The organism is Staphylococcus sp. HMSC62A08 (assembly GCF_001839105.1).
In the GTDB taxonomy this organism is placed as follows: Bacteria; Bacillota; Bacilli; order Staphylococcales; family Staphylococcaceae; genus Staphylococcus; species Staphylococcus caprae.
In genome coordinates this window covers 12,279-30,144 of record NZ_KV840031.1, presented here as the reverse complement: position 1 = coordinate 30,144, position 17,866 = coordinate 12,279, and the positions used below count along the sequence as shown (strand labels likewise).

Annotated in this window: 15 protein-coding genes and 1 pseudogene; 6 read left to right on the top strand and 10 right to left on the bottom strand. The window is 34.2% G+C overall.

Going from position 1 to position 17,866, the window contains the following annotated elements; translation table 11 throughout:
- The 6 genes and pseudogenes from HMPREF3264_RS03905 to ezrA all read right to left on the bottom strand — a co-directional run.
- Positions 1 to 849: class I SAM-dependent methyltransferase (locus HMPREF3264_RS03905; RefSeq protein ID WP_070871991.1), on the bottom strand; the 849-nt coding region annotated here is incomplete at its 3' end.
- A 127-nt stretch (positions 850 to 976) separates the two neighbouring features.
- Positions 977 to 1,471: a thiol peroxidase gene (gene tpx, locus HMPREF3264_RS03900; protein WP_070871990.1), complete on the bottom strand. Its 495-nt coding sequence runs from the start codon at positions 1,469 to 1,471 to the stop codon at positions 977 to 979.
- Between the two features lie 198 nt (positions 1,472 to 1,669).
- Positions 1,670 to 2,445: pseudogene (locus HMPREF3264_RS03895) on the bottom strand (sulfite exporter TauE/SafE family protein).
- 57 nt (positions 2,446 to 2,502) lie between these two features.
- Complete coding sequence (gene thiI / locus HMPREF3264_RS03890) at positions 2,503 to 3,726, bottom strand: tRNA uracil 4-sulfurtransferase ThiI (RefSeq protein ID WP_070830882.1); 1,224 nt, start codon at positions 3,724 to 3,726, stop codon at positions 2,503 to 2,505.
- Positions 3,726 to 4,865 carry a cysteine desulfurase family protein gene (locus HMPREF3264_RS03885; RefSeq protein ID WP_070871989.1) on the bottom strand — a complete coding sequence of 380 codons (1,140 nt, stop codon included), beginning with the start codon at positions 4,863 to 4,865 and terminating at the stop codon, positions 3,726 to 3,728. The genes thiI and HMPREF3264_RS03885 overlap by 1 nt, the downstream gene beginning before the upstream one ends.
- A 186-nt stretch (positions 4,866 to 5,051) precedes the next feature.
- Positions 5,052 to 6,746 (bottom strand): septation ring formation regulator EzrA, encoded by a 1,695-nt coding sequence (gene ezrA / locus HMPREF3264_RS03880; RefSeq protein ID WP_070871988.1) that lies wholly within the window; start codon positions 6,744 to 6,746, stop codon positions 5,052 to 5,054.
- A 133-nt stretch (positions 6,747 to 6,879) separates the two neighbouring features.
- Between ezrA and HMPREF3264_RS03875 the strand changes: the two genes are divergently transcribed.
- Together HMPREF3264_RS03875 and rpsD are read left to right on the top strand one after the other, a co-directional pair.
- On the top strand, positions 6,880 to 7,350 hold the full coding sequence (locus HMPREF3264_RS03875; protein ID WP_070871987.1) for a GAF domain-containing protein: 471 nt from the start codon (positions 6,880 to 6,882) through the stop codon (positions 7,348 to 7,350).
- A 220-nt stretch (positions 7,351 to 7,570) separates the two neighbouring features.
- A complete protein-coding gene (rpsD, locus tag HMPREF3264_RS03870) occupies positions 7,571 to 8,173 on the top strand; it encodes a 30S ribosomal protein S4 (RefSeq protein WP_002443392.1) in 603 nt (200 codons plus the stop codon).
- Between the two features lie 212 nt (positions 8,174 to 8,385).
- Here the strand turns inward: rpsD and HMPREF3264_RS03865 are convergent, their stop codons facing one another.
- Complete coding sequence (locus tag HMPREF3264_RS03865) at positions 8,386 to 9,132, bottom strand: glycerophosphodiester phosphodiesterase (protein WP_070871986.1); 747 nt, start codon at positions 9,130 to 9,132, stop codon at positions 8,386 to 8,388.
- A gap of 77 nt (positions 9,133 to 9,209) precedes the next feature.
- Between HMPREF3264_RS03865 and HMPREF3264_RS03860 the strand changes: the two genes are divergently transcribed.
- The 3 genes from HMPREF3264_RS03860 to serA all read left to right on the top strand — a co-directional run bounded on the left by HMPREF3264_RS03860 (position 9,210) and on the right by serA (position 12,526).
- Positions 9,210 to 9,650 (top strand): OsmC family protein, encoded by a 441-nt coding sequence (locus HMPREF3264_RS03860; RefSeq protein WP_070871985.1) that lies wholly within the window; start codon positions 9,210 to 9,212, stop codon positions 9,648 to 9,650.
- A 127-nt stretch (positions 9,651 to 9,777) separates the two neighbouring features.
- A complete protein-coding gene (locus HMPREF3264_RS03855) occupies positions 9,778 to 10,941 on the top strand; it encodes a pyridoxal-phosphate-dependent aminotransferase family protein (protein WP_070871984.1) in 1,164 nt (387 codons plus the stop codon).
- A complete protein-coding gene (gene serA / locus HMPREF3264_RS03850; protein WP_070871983.1) occupies positions 10,931 to 12,526 on the top strand; it encodes a phosphoglycerate dehydrogenase in 1,596 nt (531 codons plus the stop codon). The genes HMPREF3264_RS03855 and serA overlap by 11 nt, the downstream gene beginning before the upstream one ends.
- Before the next feature lie 54 nt (positions 12,527 to 12,580).
- Here serA and HMPREF3264_RS03845 read toward each other — a convergent pair whose 3' ends face one another.
- The 3 genes from HMPREF3264_RS03845 to HMPREF3264_RS03835 form a co-directional block, all read right to left on the bottom strand.
- Positions 12,581 to 13,708 carry an HAD family hydrolase gene (locus HMPREF3264_RS03845; RefSeq protein ID WP_070871982.1) on the bottom strand — a complete coding sequence of 376 codons (1,128 nt, stop codon included), beginning with the start codon at positions 13,706 to 13,708 and terminating at the stop codon, positions 12,581 to 12,583.
- A 127-nt stretch (positions 13,709 to 13,835) separates the two neighbouring features.
- Positions 13,836 to 15,311, bottom strand: coding sequence for an N-acetylglucosamine-specific PTS transporter subunit IIBC (gene nagE, locus HMPREF3264_RS03840; protein ID WP_037541510.1), 1,476 nt, complete (start codon positions 15,309 to 15,311; stop codon positions 13,836 to 13,838).
- Between the two features lie 397 nt (positions 15,312 to 15,708).
- Positions 15,709 to 16,326 (bottom strand): lysophospholipid acyltransferase family protein, encoded by a 618-nt coding sequence (locus tag HMPREF3264_RS03835; RefSeq protein ID WP_070871981.1) that lies wholly within the window; start codon positions 16,324 to 16,326, stop codon positions 15,709 to 15,711.
- Positions 16,327 to 16,541: 215 nt separating this feature from the next.
- Between HMPREF3264_RS03835 and HMPREF3264_RS03830 the strand changes: the two genes are divergently transcribed.
- Positions 16,542 to 17,792 (top strand): S1C family serine protease, encoded by a 1,251-nt coding sequence (locus HMPREF3264_RS03830; protein WP_002443408.1) that lies wholly within the window; start codon positions 16,542 to 16,544, stop codon positions 17,790 to 17,792.
- Positions 17,793 to 17,866 lie beyond the last annotated feature (74 nt).

The window sequence follows — 17,866 nt, the reverse complement described above, 5'->3', positions numbered from 1 at the left end:
TACTTCAACTGGTTTAGTTTCTTGCGGTTGTTTTTTCTGAAGGATTAATATAGATTTACGTGCTTTTTCATTTTTAAACAGCGTCGTTGGTAAATTTAAAAATGCTTGCATTTCTGTCTCTGTTGCAATGAATTTTTCCAACTGTTTCACTTTATCTCCTGTGAAAATATCACTTGGAACAACTAAGAATGCGTAACCTGCCCCTTTTAACGCATTAATCGCTTGTTCAATGAGTAGATAATGTGAATAGCTATGCCCCTCTTCAAAACCAAGCTTCATTTCTTTACTTCTTTCGTCGACTGGATAATATCCAATTGGAAAATCACCAATCACTACGTCAGCTTCTTCTAAAGGTAATGGCATGATTGCATCTTGAGGATAAACATCAAATGGTATTTCTAAAAAATTAGCCAAATGAACGCTTACACGTGATAAAACTGGGTCAACTTCTATTAAATGGTGCATCATTGTCGTATCAGAAAGCACTTCTTTAACAGATGCACTTAAATGACCAGCTCCACTTGCGATATCAACCACATGCATTTCTTCCTTATCTTGCATAAATCGTTGCACTAAAAAGCCAAGTATTAACCCAATTGAATCTGGCGTAATCTGATGATTAGCTTGGATATTTTCCTCTTGCATTAAACTTAAATATGCAAACTGGAAGGCTTTTCTTCTATCTTGTAATGTTGCCTGTTCAAGAAGATCTCTTTTATTTGTGTAAATATCTTCCATAGCTAATCCTAAGTTTTCTATGAAACTTTGCCCGTTCTCTTCGTTTAAGGATTTTGCTTTTTCATCTAACGTATGGAATAAGCGTTCCATAATTGTATTTTTCTCAGTCATAAAAAAATCCTTTCTAATAAAAAGTGCCCATTCTTCATTCATAAGAGCACATATACTTTTTTACTCTTTCTACTTCTCGAATAAGTATGGACACTTTGTTTTACACTGTCAATCATATCAATATAACTTAAATCTTGCGATAAGCCTCTAATGCTGCGTCAAAATCAGGGAAGTTTGTTCCTTCGCTAACAATTTCTTTATAAACCACTTTATTATTTTCATTTAATACAAAAACTGAACGTGCTAAAAGTCTTAATTCTTCCATAACTACACCAAAGTTTTTGCCAAATGATAAATCTTTGTGGTCACTCAACGTAATTACATTGTCTAAACCATTCGATGCACACCATCTCTTTTGCGCAAATGGTAAATCTACTGAAATTGTTAATACTATCCCATCTTCTTGAGATGCTTCTTCATTAAATTTACGCGTTTGTTGGTCACAAACACCTGTATCAATAGAAGGCACAACACTAATTAATTTCTTTTTCCCTTTATAGTTATCTAATGTAACTTGATTCAAACCATTGTCTAATACAGTAAAATTAGGAGCAGTCTCTCCTTCGTTTACTTGTTGTCCTAATAATGTAACAGGATTATTTTTAAATGTAACTGCAGTCATATTGATGACCTCCCATAAACTAAGTATTTAATATAATCATACGACAAAATTTACTGTTAATTCAATTTTTTAAAGTACAAGAATTAAAATTTTGAATAATACTTCTCACATAGCTCTAATTTTTATACAAATAAAAAGGTGGGCAAAAAAAAGAACTGATTTCAAGATTATTTAAAATCTCGATTTCAGTTCAAGCATCTAATGATTCATTAATTGTATTACATAATCATATACATTTTTTATAATAAGTACTGCGGTTACTACAATAAATAAAATTTTGACGTATCCTACACCCTTTTTCAAAGCAAACTGAGCTCCTAAATATGAACCAACAATCATACTCACTGCCATCAGAAGACCGTATGCATAGTTGACTTGTCCTAAGATAATAAAAAGCAATATTGCTCCGCCATTAGAAGCAAAGTTCAAAACTTTAGCATTTCCAGCAGCGCTTAAAAAGTCAAAACCAAACATTAATAAAGCGAACAACATGAATGATCCAGTGCCTCCGCCTAAAAACCCATCATAAAAACCTAAAATTGAAAATAATATAACTAAGATAATTGCTTTACCAATAGTAAGCGAAGTAAAAGTTCTCACACTACCCCAGTCTTTTTTTAAAATGGTATAGATAATCACAAGTGTTAAAATGACGATAATGAGTGGCTTTAAAACCTCTGCAGGTAAATAAGTAGCAAGGATTGCCCCACCTCCTGAAGCAATAAATACAAATGGAAACAATTTCCCGACTACCTTTAAATCTACTTTACCTGAGCGTAAAAATTTATAAGCACTTGTTAGCGTGCTAAAAAAACTTGCGAATTTATTTGTGCCAAGCGCAACAGAAGGTGGCAACCCAACTGCAAGAAGTGCTGGTGTTGAAATTAATCCTCCGCCCCCAACGACTGAATCTATAAATGAAGCGATAAACCCAAAAATATAATCATAAAAATTACTGAAAGATGCCAATCCATGATTTATTTCTCCCCTTAGTTATTCAAAAACGTTCACCTATGTTTAATAAATTTATTTTAAAATAAATCTTCAATTAATGCATCAGTAGATTGTTCTTTTTCACTTTTATAATTAGGGTCTATGGTTAATGTTTCAATATTGTCCACAGCTGTTTGAATCATGTCTTCAAAATCAAAGACGCTTTCATATTTTTCGACTTTATCAAAGTCTGGTTCAGTTACTGGATTCTTCGGTGTAAAGATTGTACAGCAATCTTCAAAAGGTTGAATAGACGTTTCAAAAGTACCTATCTCTTTCGCTTTTTTAATAATGTCTTCTTTATCAAGTGTTAGTAAAGGTCTCAACACAGGTGTAGAAGTCACGTGGTTGATTGCATACATACTTTTTAAAGTCTGACTAGCAACTTGACCTAGATTCTCCCCATTTACAATCGCATGTGCGCCAATTTTATGCACGAAAGCATCTGCCACACGCATCATTATTCTTCGCGTCGATGTCATCGTATAACGTGGATGAACAACTTTATTGATTTGTTTCTGTAATTCAGTGAAAGGCACGATGTGTAGTTTGATAGGTCCCACACGTTCTGACAATATACGAGTCAATTCGATGACTTTATCTTTAGCTTTCTCGCTCGTAAACGGTGGACTGTGAAAATGAATTGCTTCAATAGTAACACCACGTTTCATGACTTCCATACCTGCTACAGGAGAATCTATGCCTCCACTTAACATAAGTAAAGTTTTGCCTCCAGTACCCACTGGTAGTCCTCCAGATCCAGGAATAATCTCTTCATAAATATAGACTGCGTCTAAACGTATCTCTACTTTAATTTCATGATCAGGACGTTTCACATTAACTGTTAAATCTTCAGTTTGACTCAATATCTTGCCCCCAACTTCACGCTGTAAAGTATACGTATCGAGTGGAAACGATTTATCAACACGTTTAACATCGATTTTAAACGTGGTGTCTTTCTCAAAACTTTGAGCTAGTTGAACTGCTGATTCATTGATTGCTTCTTCAGTTTTATCTGTTTTGATTACAGGACTAATGGACTTAATACCGTAAACTTTGGATAAACGTCGAATAATTTCATTCATATCGGCATTTTCATCTAATTCTACATACATGCGGTCACGTTTCCCTTTGACGTGATAGCCATCTAACGGGATTAACGCGCGTTTAACATTGTCTTTTAACTGATTAACAAACTTTTTACGGTTCGTTCCTTTTAACGTCAACTCACCATATCTTACGAGCAAATGATCGTAATGCATTATTTTAACAACTCCTTCACTTCTTCATATACCATTTTAAAAATATCTTTGAACGCCTGTATATCCGCTTCACTTGTTTGAGCACCTAATGAAATTCTGATGCTGCCTTCTATTCTTGAATCAGAAAGACCCATCGCTAATAACACTTCATTTAGCTTACCTCGTTTAGATGAACATGCACTCGTTGTTGAAACCATTACACCATGTTTTGAAAATGCATTCACAAGTACTTCACCTTTAACGCCTGCAAAGCCAATATTAATAATATGTGGCGCTCCATTTTCAGGAGAATTGATGTAAACACCTTTAAACTCTTTTAAAAACGTCACAATAGCTTGATTGAACAATTTCAGCTTACGATTTGTCTCTTCTGTCCCCTGAACAGCATGTTTAATCGCCTTAACCATAGAAATCGCCATCGGTAGATTGACCGTACCACTTCTTAAACCATACTCTTGTCCGCCACCATGAATGACTGGTTCAATATTTTGTATATTTTTAATTAAGAGTAAACCTTGACCTTTCAAACCATTGAATTTATGTCCACTTAAACTCAAACTATCAATACCGTTGAAGTTCATTGGGATTTTACCTAATGCTTGCACACCATCCACATGAAAATGCGCACGTGGATAATCTTTTAAGATTTCAGCAATGTCTTGAATCGGTTGTATTTGTCCCATGACATTATTCACATACATACAAGTCACAAGGCCAACTTTGTCACTCATTAATGATTTCAAATGATCAATATCAATTGTGCCATCTTCTTTTACATTAATATATTTGAGTTTAAATCCCTGCTTCTCTTCTAAATATCTCATTACTTCAAGTACTGATGGATGCTCAAGCACTGATGTGATAATTTCGTTTGCTGTTTCTTTTTTTCTATACGCAATGCCTTTAAGCGCCATATTGTTAGATTCTGTAGCACCACTCGTAAATATGATTTCATATTGATGCGCTAAATCTAAAGTACGATTAATTTCTTCTTTAGCTTGTACTAATAATTTCTCTGCTTGTAATCCTGCTTGATGTGGACTATTCGGATTGAAGTATAATGTTTGGTTCACTTTTACAAATGAATCCACAACACTTTCATCAGCTTTAGTTGTGGCTGCATTGTCTAAATAAATCACTGATAACACTTCTCTTTCACATTAAATTCATTTATTTGAAAATGATTTTTACACGCGCAAATCATTCTTTTTAAAATTTGGATACTCAAGCATTATACTATTTTCTCGCAAAAATAAAAGAGAGTAAGACTGAAATCTTTTCTTCCAAGGAAGGATTTCACTGTCTTACCCTCTAATGAGTGAGGATTATTCTTTAATGACTTGTTCTTCAATATGTTTAGTAATTCCAGGTTCTACACTTTCAAGTGCCTCTTCTGAAATTTCAATTGAGCGTTTGTAACGATTATTTTTGAATAAACGTTCCGCTTCATTAAGACTCTTATCAACACTATGATGATCTTTACGATATCTATTACCGTATTGAATTAATTTCTCAGCGTATACTGCATTGATTAATACATCATTTGCTTCATCTTCAAATGTATTCATTTGAATAACAATTTTAGCAACTTTATCTTTCAATTGTTTCACATGAATTGGACGTTCGCTAAATTGATTATTCACTTCACGTACTTCATTATCGATTTCATTCTTCATAATAATGAAACGTTCAGGTACACTCGTTAGATTTGAAGCTAATAAACGTCTGTATACTTCTTCTTTTTTAGATTGAACTCTTAATAAGTTGTCTTCTGCTTCCGCTTCATCTTCACGTAACTGAATAAGGTGATTTTGAAGCTTATCTTGCTTTTCATTAATGACTGAAACGTGGTCTTCAAGATATTGTAAATTATCTTGAACTTCACTGTATCGAACAGCTGATTTAGACATTTCTTTTAAAATGTCATCATATACTGAAATTAAGTTTTGAATTTCATTTTCAAACTGACGAACACTTTGTGCATCTGATTCATTAATGTAGTAATTTTCACGCACATATTCGATTTCTGTTTGAAGCGTGTAATTCATATCTTTCGCTTTAAATAAGTCGTCAGTAATCACATCTTTAGTTTCTTCGACTTCATTTTTAGCTTTAACTTCATGTTCGATAAGGTCGTACATTTCGTCTAACTTGTCGTTAATACTTTCAAGTTTGTCATTCGCTTGATCTAATTCTAAGCGACTAATCATAGGTTCTACGAAACTTAATTCTGTCTTAAGACTTTGTACAGTTCCGTCTACTTTGACGTGATCTAAATCATAACCTTCAACTTTTAAGTCTCTACAACCATATTTCAAGTCTTGGAATTGACCAGGTAATTCTTTTTGCGTTTCACGAATAAGTTCTGGAATTTCTTCCATGTAACCTTTTAGGCTTTCAATTTCATCATGTGACGCTGCGATATGATTGTGTGCTTGTACGTAGTTACCTTCGGATTTTAATGTTTCATACTCATTGAGTTTAGGCTCGAATTTTTCGATTTCCTTTTCCAATGGTTGAGCAGCTTCTCCGAATTGATGACGGTTAGCCAATACATCACGCTTCATTTCACGATGATCTACCTTACATTTCTCATATAAACCTTCATTATCCTTATGTAAAGTTAAGATTTCATCAACCTGAGTGACTTGATGATTATAATTATTCTCATATTGATCCATGAGTTCATTTGCATCATCAATTTCAGTTTGTGCTGCAGAAAATTTAAACTTGTCTAAAAGTTCTTCTGCATTTTGAATTTTTTCTTCAACGGGAGCTAAGTATTTATTTGTATTTTCTGTGTTGTCTTTTTTCATCGCATCATACTTAGTCTTTGTTTCACCTTTCAAGTTTAAATCATGCAATTTTCTAAGATTGTCATCAAAAGGTAGCTTTTCAATTTCATTTTTGCGCTCTTCAACTTTTCCAACTGAATTTCTCTTATTCGAGCGCATATAGAACAATATGCCTATAGCAATTAATATAATTACGAGTATTGCTAATATGATAAATAACACCATATACTTCTCCTCCTATTTTATCATCTCTTATTATAACGTAATTTCTCTTTTCATTAAATCAGAAAATGAATTAATTGCTAGATTATTTTCAAAACTTTATACTATTAAAAAATTCTTATGAAGAGGTGCGGTAATGATGAACGTGAAAGAAACAAATTATTCAATGGTAACAAAGCAGTTATCAAGCTTAATTGAAGGGGAAACAAATTTAATTGCGATACTTAGTAACACCTCTGCCCTACTTAATGATGCGCTTGATCAAGTCAACTGGGTTGGTTTCTATTTAATAGAAGGAAATGAATTAATCTTAGGACCATTTCAAGGTCATCCAGCGTGTGTGCACATTGCAATTGGTAAAGGCGTATGTGGCACTGCAGTTTCTGAAAACACAACACAACGTGTAAGTGATGTTCATCAATTTCCAGGACACATTGCATGTGATGCAAATAGTCAATCAGAAATTGTCGTTCCGGTACGTATTAATAATGAAGTGATTGGTGTTTTAGATATCGATGCACCAATTAAAGATAGATTTTCTCAAGAAGATCAAGATGGTTTGGAACAAATTGTTCATATTCTTGAAAAACAGTTAAGCCAATCGTAAAAAAGTATTGACACTTTTGAATAAACTGATACAATGAACTTTGTGTGAATTAACGAAAATAGCAGTTATATATTATCAAGCTCTATGTTGTTCCCGATGCGGACGTGTCACGTAACTGACGCTATAAGGTGAAGACACATAAAACAATATATCTCGATAAGCATATAACACTCTTTTTTGTTTATTCATAACAACAAAAAAGAAAAAGGAGGAGTCTTACATGGCTCGATTCAGAGGTTCAAACTGGAAAAAATCTCGTCGTTTAGGTATCTCTTTAAGCGGTACTGGTAAAGAATTAGAAAAACGCCCTTACGCTCCAGGACAACACGGTCCTAACCAACGTAAAAAATTATCAGAATATGGTTTACAATTACGTGAAAAACAAAAATTACGTTACTTATATGGAATGACTGAAAGACAATTCCGTAACACATTTGACATTGCTGGTAAGCAATACGGTGTACACGGTGAAAACTTCATGATTTTACTTGCTAGTCGTTTAGACGCAGTAGTTTACTCATTAGGTTTAGCACGTACACGTCGTCAAGCACGTCAATTAGTTAACCATGGTCACATTGAAGTAGATGGCGGTCGCGTTGATATCCCATCTTACTCATTAAAACCTGGTCAAGTGATTACAGTTCGTGAAAAATCACAAAACTTAAATATCATTAAAGAATCAGTTGAAATCAACAACTACGTACCAGAATATTTAGACTTCGATGCTGACAGCTTAAAAGGTACTTTCGTTCGCTTCCCAGAACGTAGCGAGTTACCAGCTGAAATCAATGAACAATTAATCGTTGAGTACTACTCAAGATAATCGATTACAAATTTACCCCGGTTCCATTTTGGAATCGGGGCTTTTTCATAGAGCCAGTTATGTAATTACTGGCTCTTAGTGCATGAGTGTCAGCTCATGTATACCTTTCAACGATTAAGGTTAGTGGCATTTATGCATAAGCTTTAGCTTAGGCGTTCCTTTCTTCAGCCAGTTATAAAATTATTGGCAAATATGCCACTGGTTCCTTCTTCTTATAGTTTAAAGATATCTTCTGGAATATCTGAAATCACACCATCCACCTCAACATCGATTAATTTCTTAACCGCTTTAGACTCATTAACCGTATAAGGTAAGACCTTCAACATTTCCTCATGCGCATGTTTCATAAAACGTTTTGTCACTAATGCATAATTAGGATTCGCATAATCTGCGACTTTTGCAATTTCTTTAAAGTTAGGCAACTTATACCAATATTGTTTCTTACTCAGTAACACACCTAACTCAAACTCTAAATTCATATCTGCTAATTTTTTTACACAATCAAAGTCAAACGATTGAAGAATCACCTTATGCTTAGGCATGCCACGTTCTTTTAACTTCTTAACTATCATTTCTTCAATCCCGGGATATTGAGATGGTTTTTTAATTTCTAGAAGTAATTTTTTTGAAAAATGATCAACTAAATCTAACACTTCATCAAGTGTTGGAATACGTTCACCTTTGAACTTATCCCCTCTATACGCTCCGAAATCAAATTCTCTCAATTCATCTAAAGTATAATCTATGACTTTCCCCTTACCATTCGAAGTTCGATCTATCGTATCGTCATGAATAACAACAAGTTGTTTATCTTTAGTATAATGTACATCAATTTCTAACATATCAATATGTAACATCAGCGCATGTTTATAGGCGATTAGAGTATTTTCAGGATAATCTTCAGGCAAACCTCTATGCGCTACAATTTGAAAAGAATGATTTGGACGTGCGATTTTCATGAAAGTCACCTTTCTTTTAATCTTTTTTAAATTACTCTAAACTTAAATTACCACATTCTCACAGGAGGTCAATCTATATGGTCAAGCACGACTTCAAAGTAAAAACAAAATGGCAAGGTGGGCGTGACAAAGTAGGAACTGTGAAAGGCGATATCATCGAATCACAAATTTCAATCCCCTCTTCTTTAGGTGGCAAGGGAATCGGAACAAATCCAGACGAAATGTTAGTATCAGCTGCTTCGTCATGCTATATCATTTCACTTGCTGCTACTTTAGAAAGAGCTGGTTATACCGATATTCAAATTCACCAACAATCCATTGGTACAGCTTCCTTTGAAAATGGAAAATTCCAAATGGAACGTATTACTCATTATCCAGAATTACATGTGAATGAAGCTAATAAAGAGAATCTTGAAAAAAGATTATCTAAACTTTTAGAGATTGCAGATCGTAACTGTATGATTTCTAATTCTATAAGAAATAATGTAGAAGTTGATATCGAACCTACAATATTATAAATCGTAAGAGCTATTACATATTTAAAAATGTAAACGTTTTACAATAGTGGTAGCTCTTTATTAGACTTTAAAATATTCAGAATATTTGCTAAAATAGAAAAATCTTACACAGTGGGAGGAATGTTTTATGCAGTATTATCAACCCTTATTATTAACTCCAGGTCCAACGCCAGTACCTGACTCAATTATGAGTGCAATTCAATTACCAATGGTCGGCCACCGCTCTAAAGACTTTGAAGACATAGCCGATGAGGCATTCAAAGGACTCAAACCTATTTTCGGAACCAAAAATGAAGTGCTTATCTTAACTTCAAGTGGTACAAGTGTTTTAGAAGCTAACATGCTCAACATTGCTAATCCTAAAGATCACATTGTCATCATCGTATCTGGCGCATTTGGTAACAGATTTAAACAAATTGCTGAATCATACTTTAAAAATGTACATATTTATGATGTCACTTGGGGAGAAGCTGTTAAAGTTGATGAATTTATCAACTACTTAAAGGAATTAGATGTTAAGGTTTCAGCGGTATTCACACAATTTTGTGAGACATCTACAGGCGTTTTGCACCCTGTTCACGATTTAGGACATGCACTTAAAAAATATGACGATTCATTATATTTTGTAGTCGATGGCGTAAGTTGTATTGGTGCAGTTGAAGTCGATTTAACAAAGGATAAAATCGATGTCCTCGTATCAGGTAGCCAAAAAGCAATTATGCTACCTCCAGGGCTTGCTTTTGTTGCTTATAGTGATAGAGCTAAAGAACGCTTTGCTGAAGTCACTACACCAAGATTCTATCTCGATTTAAATAAATATCTTAATTCTCAAGAACAAAATTCTACGCCGTTTACACCTAATGTTGCTTTATTTAGAGGTGTGAATGCATACGTTGAATTAGTCAAACACGAAGGATTTAATCACGTCATTCAACGTCATTATACGATCCGTGATGCATTACGCACTGCCCTAACATCACTAGAATTAGATTTACTCGTAAAGGATGATTCATACTCCTCTCCTACTGTGACATCCTTTGTGCCTAATAATAAAGAAGAACTAAGTTATATTAAAGATCAACTCAAATCTCGTTTTAATATTACAATTGCGGGTGGTCAAGGTCATCTAAAAGGTCACATTTTACGTATTGGCCATATGGGAAAGGTCTCCCCTTTTGATATCCTCTCAGTTGTTTCAGCATTGGAAATTCTTTTAACAGAATTTAGAAAAGAAAATTATATTGGTAAAGGTATTGCTCAATTTATGGAGGTTATCAAAAATGCGTCATAAAATTTTAGTTTCAGATCTTATCTCAGAAGAAGGTTTAAAAAGTTTACTTGATCATGATGAATTTGAAGTGACTATTCAAACAGATTTATCCGAAGAAGAATTAGTCAATCAAATTGGTAGTTACGAAGGATTAATTGTACGTAGTCAAACTCAGGTGACAGAGAAAGTCATCCAAGCAGCATCTCAACTTAAAGTCATTGCTCGTGCAGGTGTTGGTGTAGACAATATTGATATTGATGCTGCCACTTTAAAGGGTATCTTGGTCATTAATGCACCTGACGGAAATACCATTTCAGCCACTGAACATTCTATTGCGATGATATTAGCAATGGCACGTAACATTCCTCAAGCGCATCAATCACTTCGTAATAAAAAATGGAATCGTAAAGCCTTTCGTGGTATAGAACTTTATGGAAAGACATTAGGTGTCATTGGTGCTGGACGTATCGGTTTAGGTGTTGCGAAACGCGCTCAAAGTTTCGGTATGAAGATTTTAGCATTTGACCCTTATTTGACTGAAGTTAAAGCTAAATCATTAGATATTCAAAGTGCAACTGTAGATGAAATTGCTGAAAATGCAGACTTCGTTACTGTGCATACACCGCTCACACCTAAAACACGTGGGATTATTGGTGAGGCATTTTTCAAAAAAGCAAAACCTAATTTACAAATTATCAATGTAGCTCGAGGTGGCATTATCGATGAAGAGGCACTGGTTAATGCATTAAATAATGGTTTGATAGACAGAGCTGCAATCGATGTATTTGAACATGAACCTCCTACTGATTCACCATTAATTGAACACGATAAAATCATTGTCACTCCACATTTAGGCGCATCAACTGTTGAGGCCCAAGAAAAAGTAGCAGTATCAGTCTCAGAAGAAATTGTAGACATATTAACAAAAGGAACCGTTGAGCACGCTGTCAACGCACCAAAAATGGACTTAAGTCATGTTGATGAAACAGTACAATCATTTGTTGACTTGAGCACAACAATTGGTGAATTTGGTATTCAACTGTTAGAAGGTGCGCCAAGTGAAATTAAAATTACTTACGCTGGCGATTTAACAACAAGCGATACAAGCTTAATCACAAGAACAATTGTTTCAAGTGTGCTTAAAGAAGATTTAGGTGATCAAGTCAATATTATCAATGCGCTCGCATTACTCAACCAACAAGGTGTGACTTATAATATTGAAAAACAGAAAAAACACTCTGACTTCAGTAGCTATATTGAACTTGAATTAAAAAACGACAAAGACCAAATTAAAATCGGGGCTACAGTGTTAGCCGGTTTCGGTCCAAGAATCGTTCGTATTAACAACTTCTCACTTGATTTCAAACCAAATCAATATCAAATTGTGACATGTCATAAAGACAAACCTGGAATTGTAGGTCATACTGGCAATCTCCTTGGTAATCATGGCATTAATATTGCTTCTATGACACTTGGTCGAAATGATGAAGGTGGAGAGGCGCTCATGATTCTGTCTATTGATCAACAAGCCACTGATGAAGTTATTAAAATTTTAGAAGAATCAGGCGGATTTAATAAAATTATTAGTACAAAATTAACAATTTAATATAAAAACAAAGGCTACCAAACGCATTATCAACGTTTTGTAGCCTTTAGTTATCTATAATAAAATATTTCTTATTTTCGTTACGTCTTCAACGATATAATCTGCGCCGTACGCTTCAAGCTCTGGCTGTGCCTTATCTCCTTTTAGACCTGTGAGCGTACCAATAAATGTGGCACCGATCTTTTTAGCACTTAATAAATCTGCAAGCGAATCCCCTACGATAAATACTTCATCTTTATTCACAATATTATCTTGATGCGTTACATATTCTTTATATTTATCTCTATCATTGCCTTTTAAAGTAGCAATGTAACTAAACGGATTAGGTTTACCTAATGGTTGATATTCCGGATAGTCCTCTTCAGCATCTAAAACTTCACTAGCTGTAACAATATGTTTATCATCAAAGTATGTTTTCAATCCTAGCGACTCGAATGGAATAATCGTCTCTGTTCGTGGACGTCCTGTAGCAATTGCTAAGTGATATCCTGCCTCTTTTAAGTGTTGTAATAAAAGTTGGATTTCTTCTTTAGGTTTAAGAATCACCTCTTCATAAATGAAGCCCTTCTTGAAATCATTTAATGCATATCCTTCTTCAACCTTATTAAATAATTCTTTCCCCAAGTACCATTCTTGATATGTATCTTTAGCCAGTTGCCATAAATTACTTTTCAATCTGAATAAAGCTGTATCTTCAATTTTTAATTCCTCTTTTGCATATGCTTCTAAATCTTCGTAAATGGCATCTTTTCCATTTCTAAAGGAATCAATAACTTTTAAAGGTCTTTCATAATCGATATCCGTATATATTAATTGTTTATTCATATCGAATAAGGTTTTTTCATCAAAAGCGGTTGAACTTAGAAACTCACGTCTAAGTGGTTTCTTTAATTGTTTAGCAATATCAATGAGATGGATACTAAATACAATAAACAACATATCCCAGTTTGAATTTAAACCTAGAGATTTCAATTGGTTTAATATTTTATCATTTTGGAAGACGCGGGCACGAATCTCCTGAATCTTCGCATCGTCTAAGTCATTTTCAAAATCTATGTATTCTCCACATCCTAGAAATGTACCATAATTCGTTAATAACTCTTCTACTGTAATTGCTGAAACATCAAAACAACGTTCCTCACTTAAAAACACACCATCAACATCAAATAAAATGGACTTCATTATTCACACCTTGCCTTTCAGAAAATTCTGATACAACTTATATTACATGTTTAGTGATAAAAGGGCAAACCCCTTGCGGATTCGCCCTTTTAATTTTCAAATGATTTAAATCAGGTCACTATAAATGTCACACATGCATTTGCTTTTCGATTTCGTCTGCAACTTGTTGTACATGTGTACCTATGATTACTTGTGTTGAATGTTTACCATTTTTAGTAACACCTACAGCACCCGCGTTTTTAATTTTTTGTTCATCGATAATAGAATTATCATTTAACTCCATTCTTAGTCGAGTTGCACAGTTTGTTAAACTTGAAATATTTTCACTACCGCCGAGACCCTCTAAAATTTGTGAAGCAGTATGATAATATTTTCCTTTAGATTCTGAACGATTAGCAGAACCATTTTCAGCAGTAGCATTAGCCGTTGGATCTGCAAGTTCATTATCCCCTCGACCAATTGTATTCAAGTTAAATACTTGAATGACCACTCTAAATATCACGTAGTATAACACGAAGAAAACGACGCCTTGTATAAGTAACATCCACGGTTTATTGGAAACTGGATTAACTAGTGACAAGACAAAGTCGATTAAACCTGCACTAAATGAGAAACCTGCTGTCCAGTGGAAAATAGCTGCAATAAATAGCGATAAACCTGTCAATGCAGCGTGAATCACAAAGAGAACCGGTGCAACGAACATGAAAGCAAATTCAATCGGTTCAGTGACACCAACAAAGAATGCTGAAATAGAGCTTGCTAAGAACCAAGCATATACTTGTTTCTTCTGACTAGATTTCGCAGTATGATACATCGCAAGCGCAGCTGCAGGAATACCAAACATCATGACTGGGAAGAAACCAGCTTGATATCGACCAGTAACCCCTTTCACCGCATCTTTACCACTTTGGAATTTACCAATGTCATTGATACCTGCAGTGTCAAACCAGAAAACGTTATTTAAAGCATGATGTAAACCTGTTGGAATTAATAGACGATTGAAGAAACCATAGAGTAGTGCTCCAAATGGCCCCATTCCTACAATCCATTTACCAAAAGTAACAATTGCATTAAATACGGGCGGCCAAACGAAGAGTAAAATAATCGCTAAGAATGTACAGAAAAATGCTGTCATAATTGGTACTAAGCGTTTACCACTAAAGAATGACAATGCCACTGGTAACTCTGTTTCACTAAACTTGTTATAGCAATAGGCTGCAATAAGACCAATTAAAATCCCTACAAACACATTCCCATTTGTCATTTGCTCAAAAGCAGTATTGACATCTGTCGTTTTCACTTGTAATAAAGGTGCTAGTTTCTTAGGTGATAATACGACTGTAACAATGAAAAATCCTAAAGTCGCAGCTAATGCAACTGCACCATCGTTTTTCTTTGCCATACCTATCGCAACACCAATTGCAAATAATATCCCTAGTTGTTCGAGTATCGTTTCCCCTACACTTGTAAAGAACATCGCAACTTGAGGAAGTACTGACAATGCATTTAGCACATGTCCTATACCTACAATAATTGCTGCAGCAGGTAATACTGCAACAGGTAGCATTAATGACCTACCTAAATTTTGAAAAAATTTGTACATAAACTTCATCCCTTTTATATGATTTAACAACTGTAATCAATAAGTTTGTCTATTAAGTAAAATTAATGAATCAGACTGATAGAAAATCTTATGAATCGAGTATTCGCATTTGCATAACGCGATATATCAATGTCTTCACTTTCTCTATAAAAGTATTTCTCTACAGACTGAATTAAGCATTATCTTAAACCTTTATGTAATAGTAATTAATTTCACTTAATTAATTTACCATAAAATAAGACTTTATACAGGCTATATTTTTAAATAATTATAACTATTTCGTGAGTTTATGGCTTTTCCATGAAAACGCTTCATTTATAAGCCAAAATTTAAGAACGTCAATCACATTTAAATTGACGTTCTTTTTAATTGCTTATTTAAAGTTAAAAATTTAACTTTATAATCGTTCAGCAATCATGTTTAATTCTTTTTGTAATTGTGCTGTTCGTTTTTCGATTTCTTTAGTTAGATAATCTACTTTTTCATTTCGTTTTAAATCTTTTGGAATATCGCTTGTATCAATAGGTTCACCAATTTTTATCATAGCTTGACCTGTAATTAAGCCATGAATTTTTTTAGGTCCTACATATGCTGCTGGTAAAATTGGTGCTTTACCTAACATCGCAATTGTAGCTGCACCACGTTTCAATGGTGCGCCTTCAACAGAAGTACGATGACCAGTTGGGAAGATTCCAACCGTTTTATGTTCTTTAAGTAAGTTGATTGGACGTTTCAAAGTACTTGGTCCTGGATTCTCTCTATCAACTGGGAACGCATTTAAAGAACTTAGGAATTTGCCACCCCATTTATTACTAAATAGTTCTTTTTTAGCCATATAGTGAATTTGGTTTGGTAATAATGCCATACCTAACATGATCACTTCATTATAACTTTCATGCGTACATGTCACTACGTATTTACTATCTTTCGGGATATTTTCTTTTCCGATTACATATAATGATTTAGCCATTTTGACTAATATAACGTCTAAAATTTTACTAATAATGCCGTACATTATGTCACCTGCTTCTTGATTTTGTTTTTTAACATATAAATTTTATCATTTCCCACAATCGAGAACAATAGAACGTATCCTATACGCGATTAAAGTTTTATTTTAAAAATGGGACATATTTCAAGATACATCTAAAGTCTGATAGTGGTTTACTAGCAAAATTTAATAAAAAAATACATAATTATATATAAGAGAATATTATTTGGAGGTTAAATATGTCAGATCAAACTCAACATTATCAGTCTTATGATAATCATCCCCAACCACCACGTCATAGAAGACCACGATTTCCATGGTTTAAGACGATACTCGTCGCACTCATCGCCGGTATCATAGGTGCGTTACTTGTATTAGGTATCGGAAAGGTACTCAATCATACCGTACTTAACAAAGATGGCTCATCCGTACAAGAAGTAACAAATAGTAAAGGTGGCAATCAACTGGATGGGAAAAGTGATAAGTATAAATCTGTCCACGATATGATTAAAGACGTGTCACCTGCCATTGTTGGTGTTATCAATATGCAGAAATCTTCAAGTTTAGATGACTTATTAAAAGGTAAATCCTCAAAACCTGAAGAAGCTGGGATCGGTTCAGGTGTTATTTATCAAATTAGCAATGGTTCTGCTTATATCGTAACGAATAACCATGTTGTTGATGGTGCATCAGAAATAAAAGTGCAATTACATAACTCAAAACAAGTCAAAGCGAAATTAATTGGTAAAGATGCCCTTACGGATATCGCCGTGCTAAAAATTGATGATACTAAAGGAATCAAATCTATCAAGTTTGCTAATTCGTCGAAAGTTCAAACTGGAGATAGCGTCTTTGCAATGGGTAATCCACTAGGACTAGAATTTGCAAACTCTGTAACTTCAGGCATTATTTCAGCGAGTGAACGTACGATTGATGCGAATACGACAGCTGGTAACACTAAAGTGAATGTACTACAAACAGACGCAGCCATTAACCCAGGTAACTCTGGTGGTGCTTTAGTTGATATCAACGGTAATCTTGTAGGAATCAACTCAATGAAAATTGCTTCTGAACAAGTTGAAGGCATCGGCTTCGCTATTCCAAGTAATGAAGTGAAAGTGACCATTGAACAACTTGTTAAACACGGTAAAATCGAACGCCCTTCTATCGGTATCGGATTAATTAACTTGAGTGAAATTCCAGAATCATATCGTAAGGAACTTCATACGACCAGAGATTCAGGCATCTATGTAGCTAAAGCCGATAGTGGTAACGCAGTGAAGAAAGGCGATATTATTACGAAGATTGATGGTAAGAATGTGAAAGATGACACTGATTTAAGATCTTATCTCTATGAAAATAAAAAACCAGGTGAATCAATTACATTAACAGTGATTAGAGATGGTAAAACTAAAGATATTGATGTCAAACTGAAAAAACAAGAAAGCACATCTTCATCCGCTCAATCACAAAGCCAATTTGCACAATAAATTTTGTTTAACAAATTAAAGAAAGTACCTTATTTATAAAGGATGTGGGAGTGGGACAGAAATATAATTTAGCA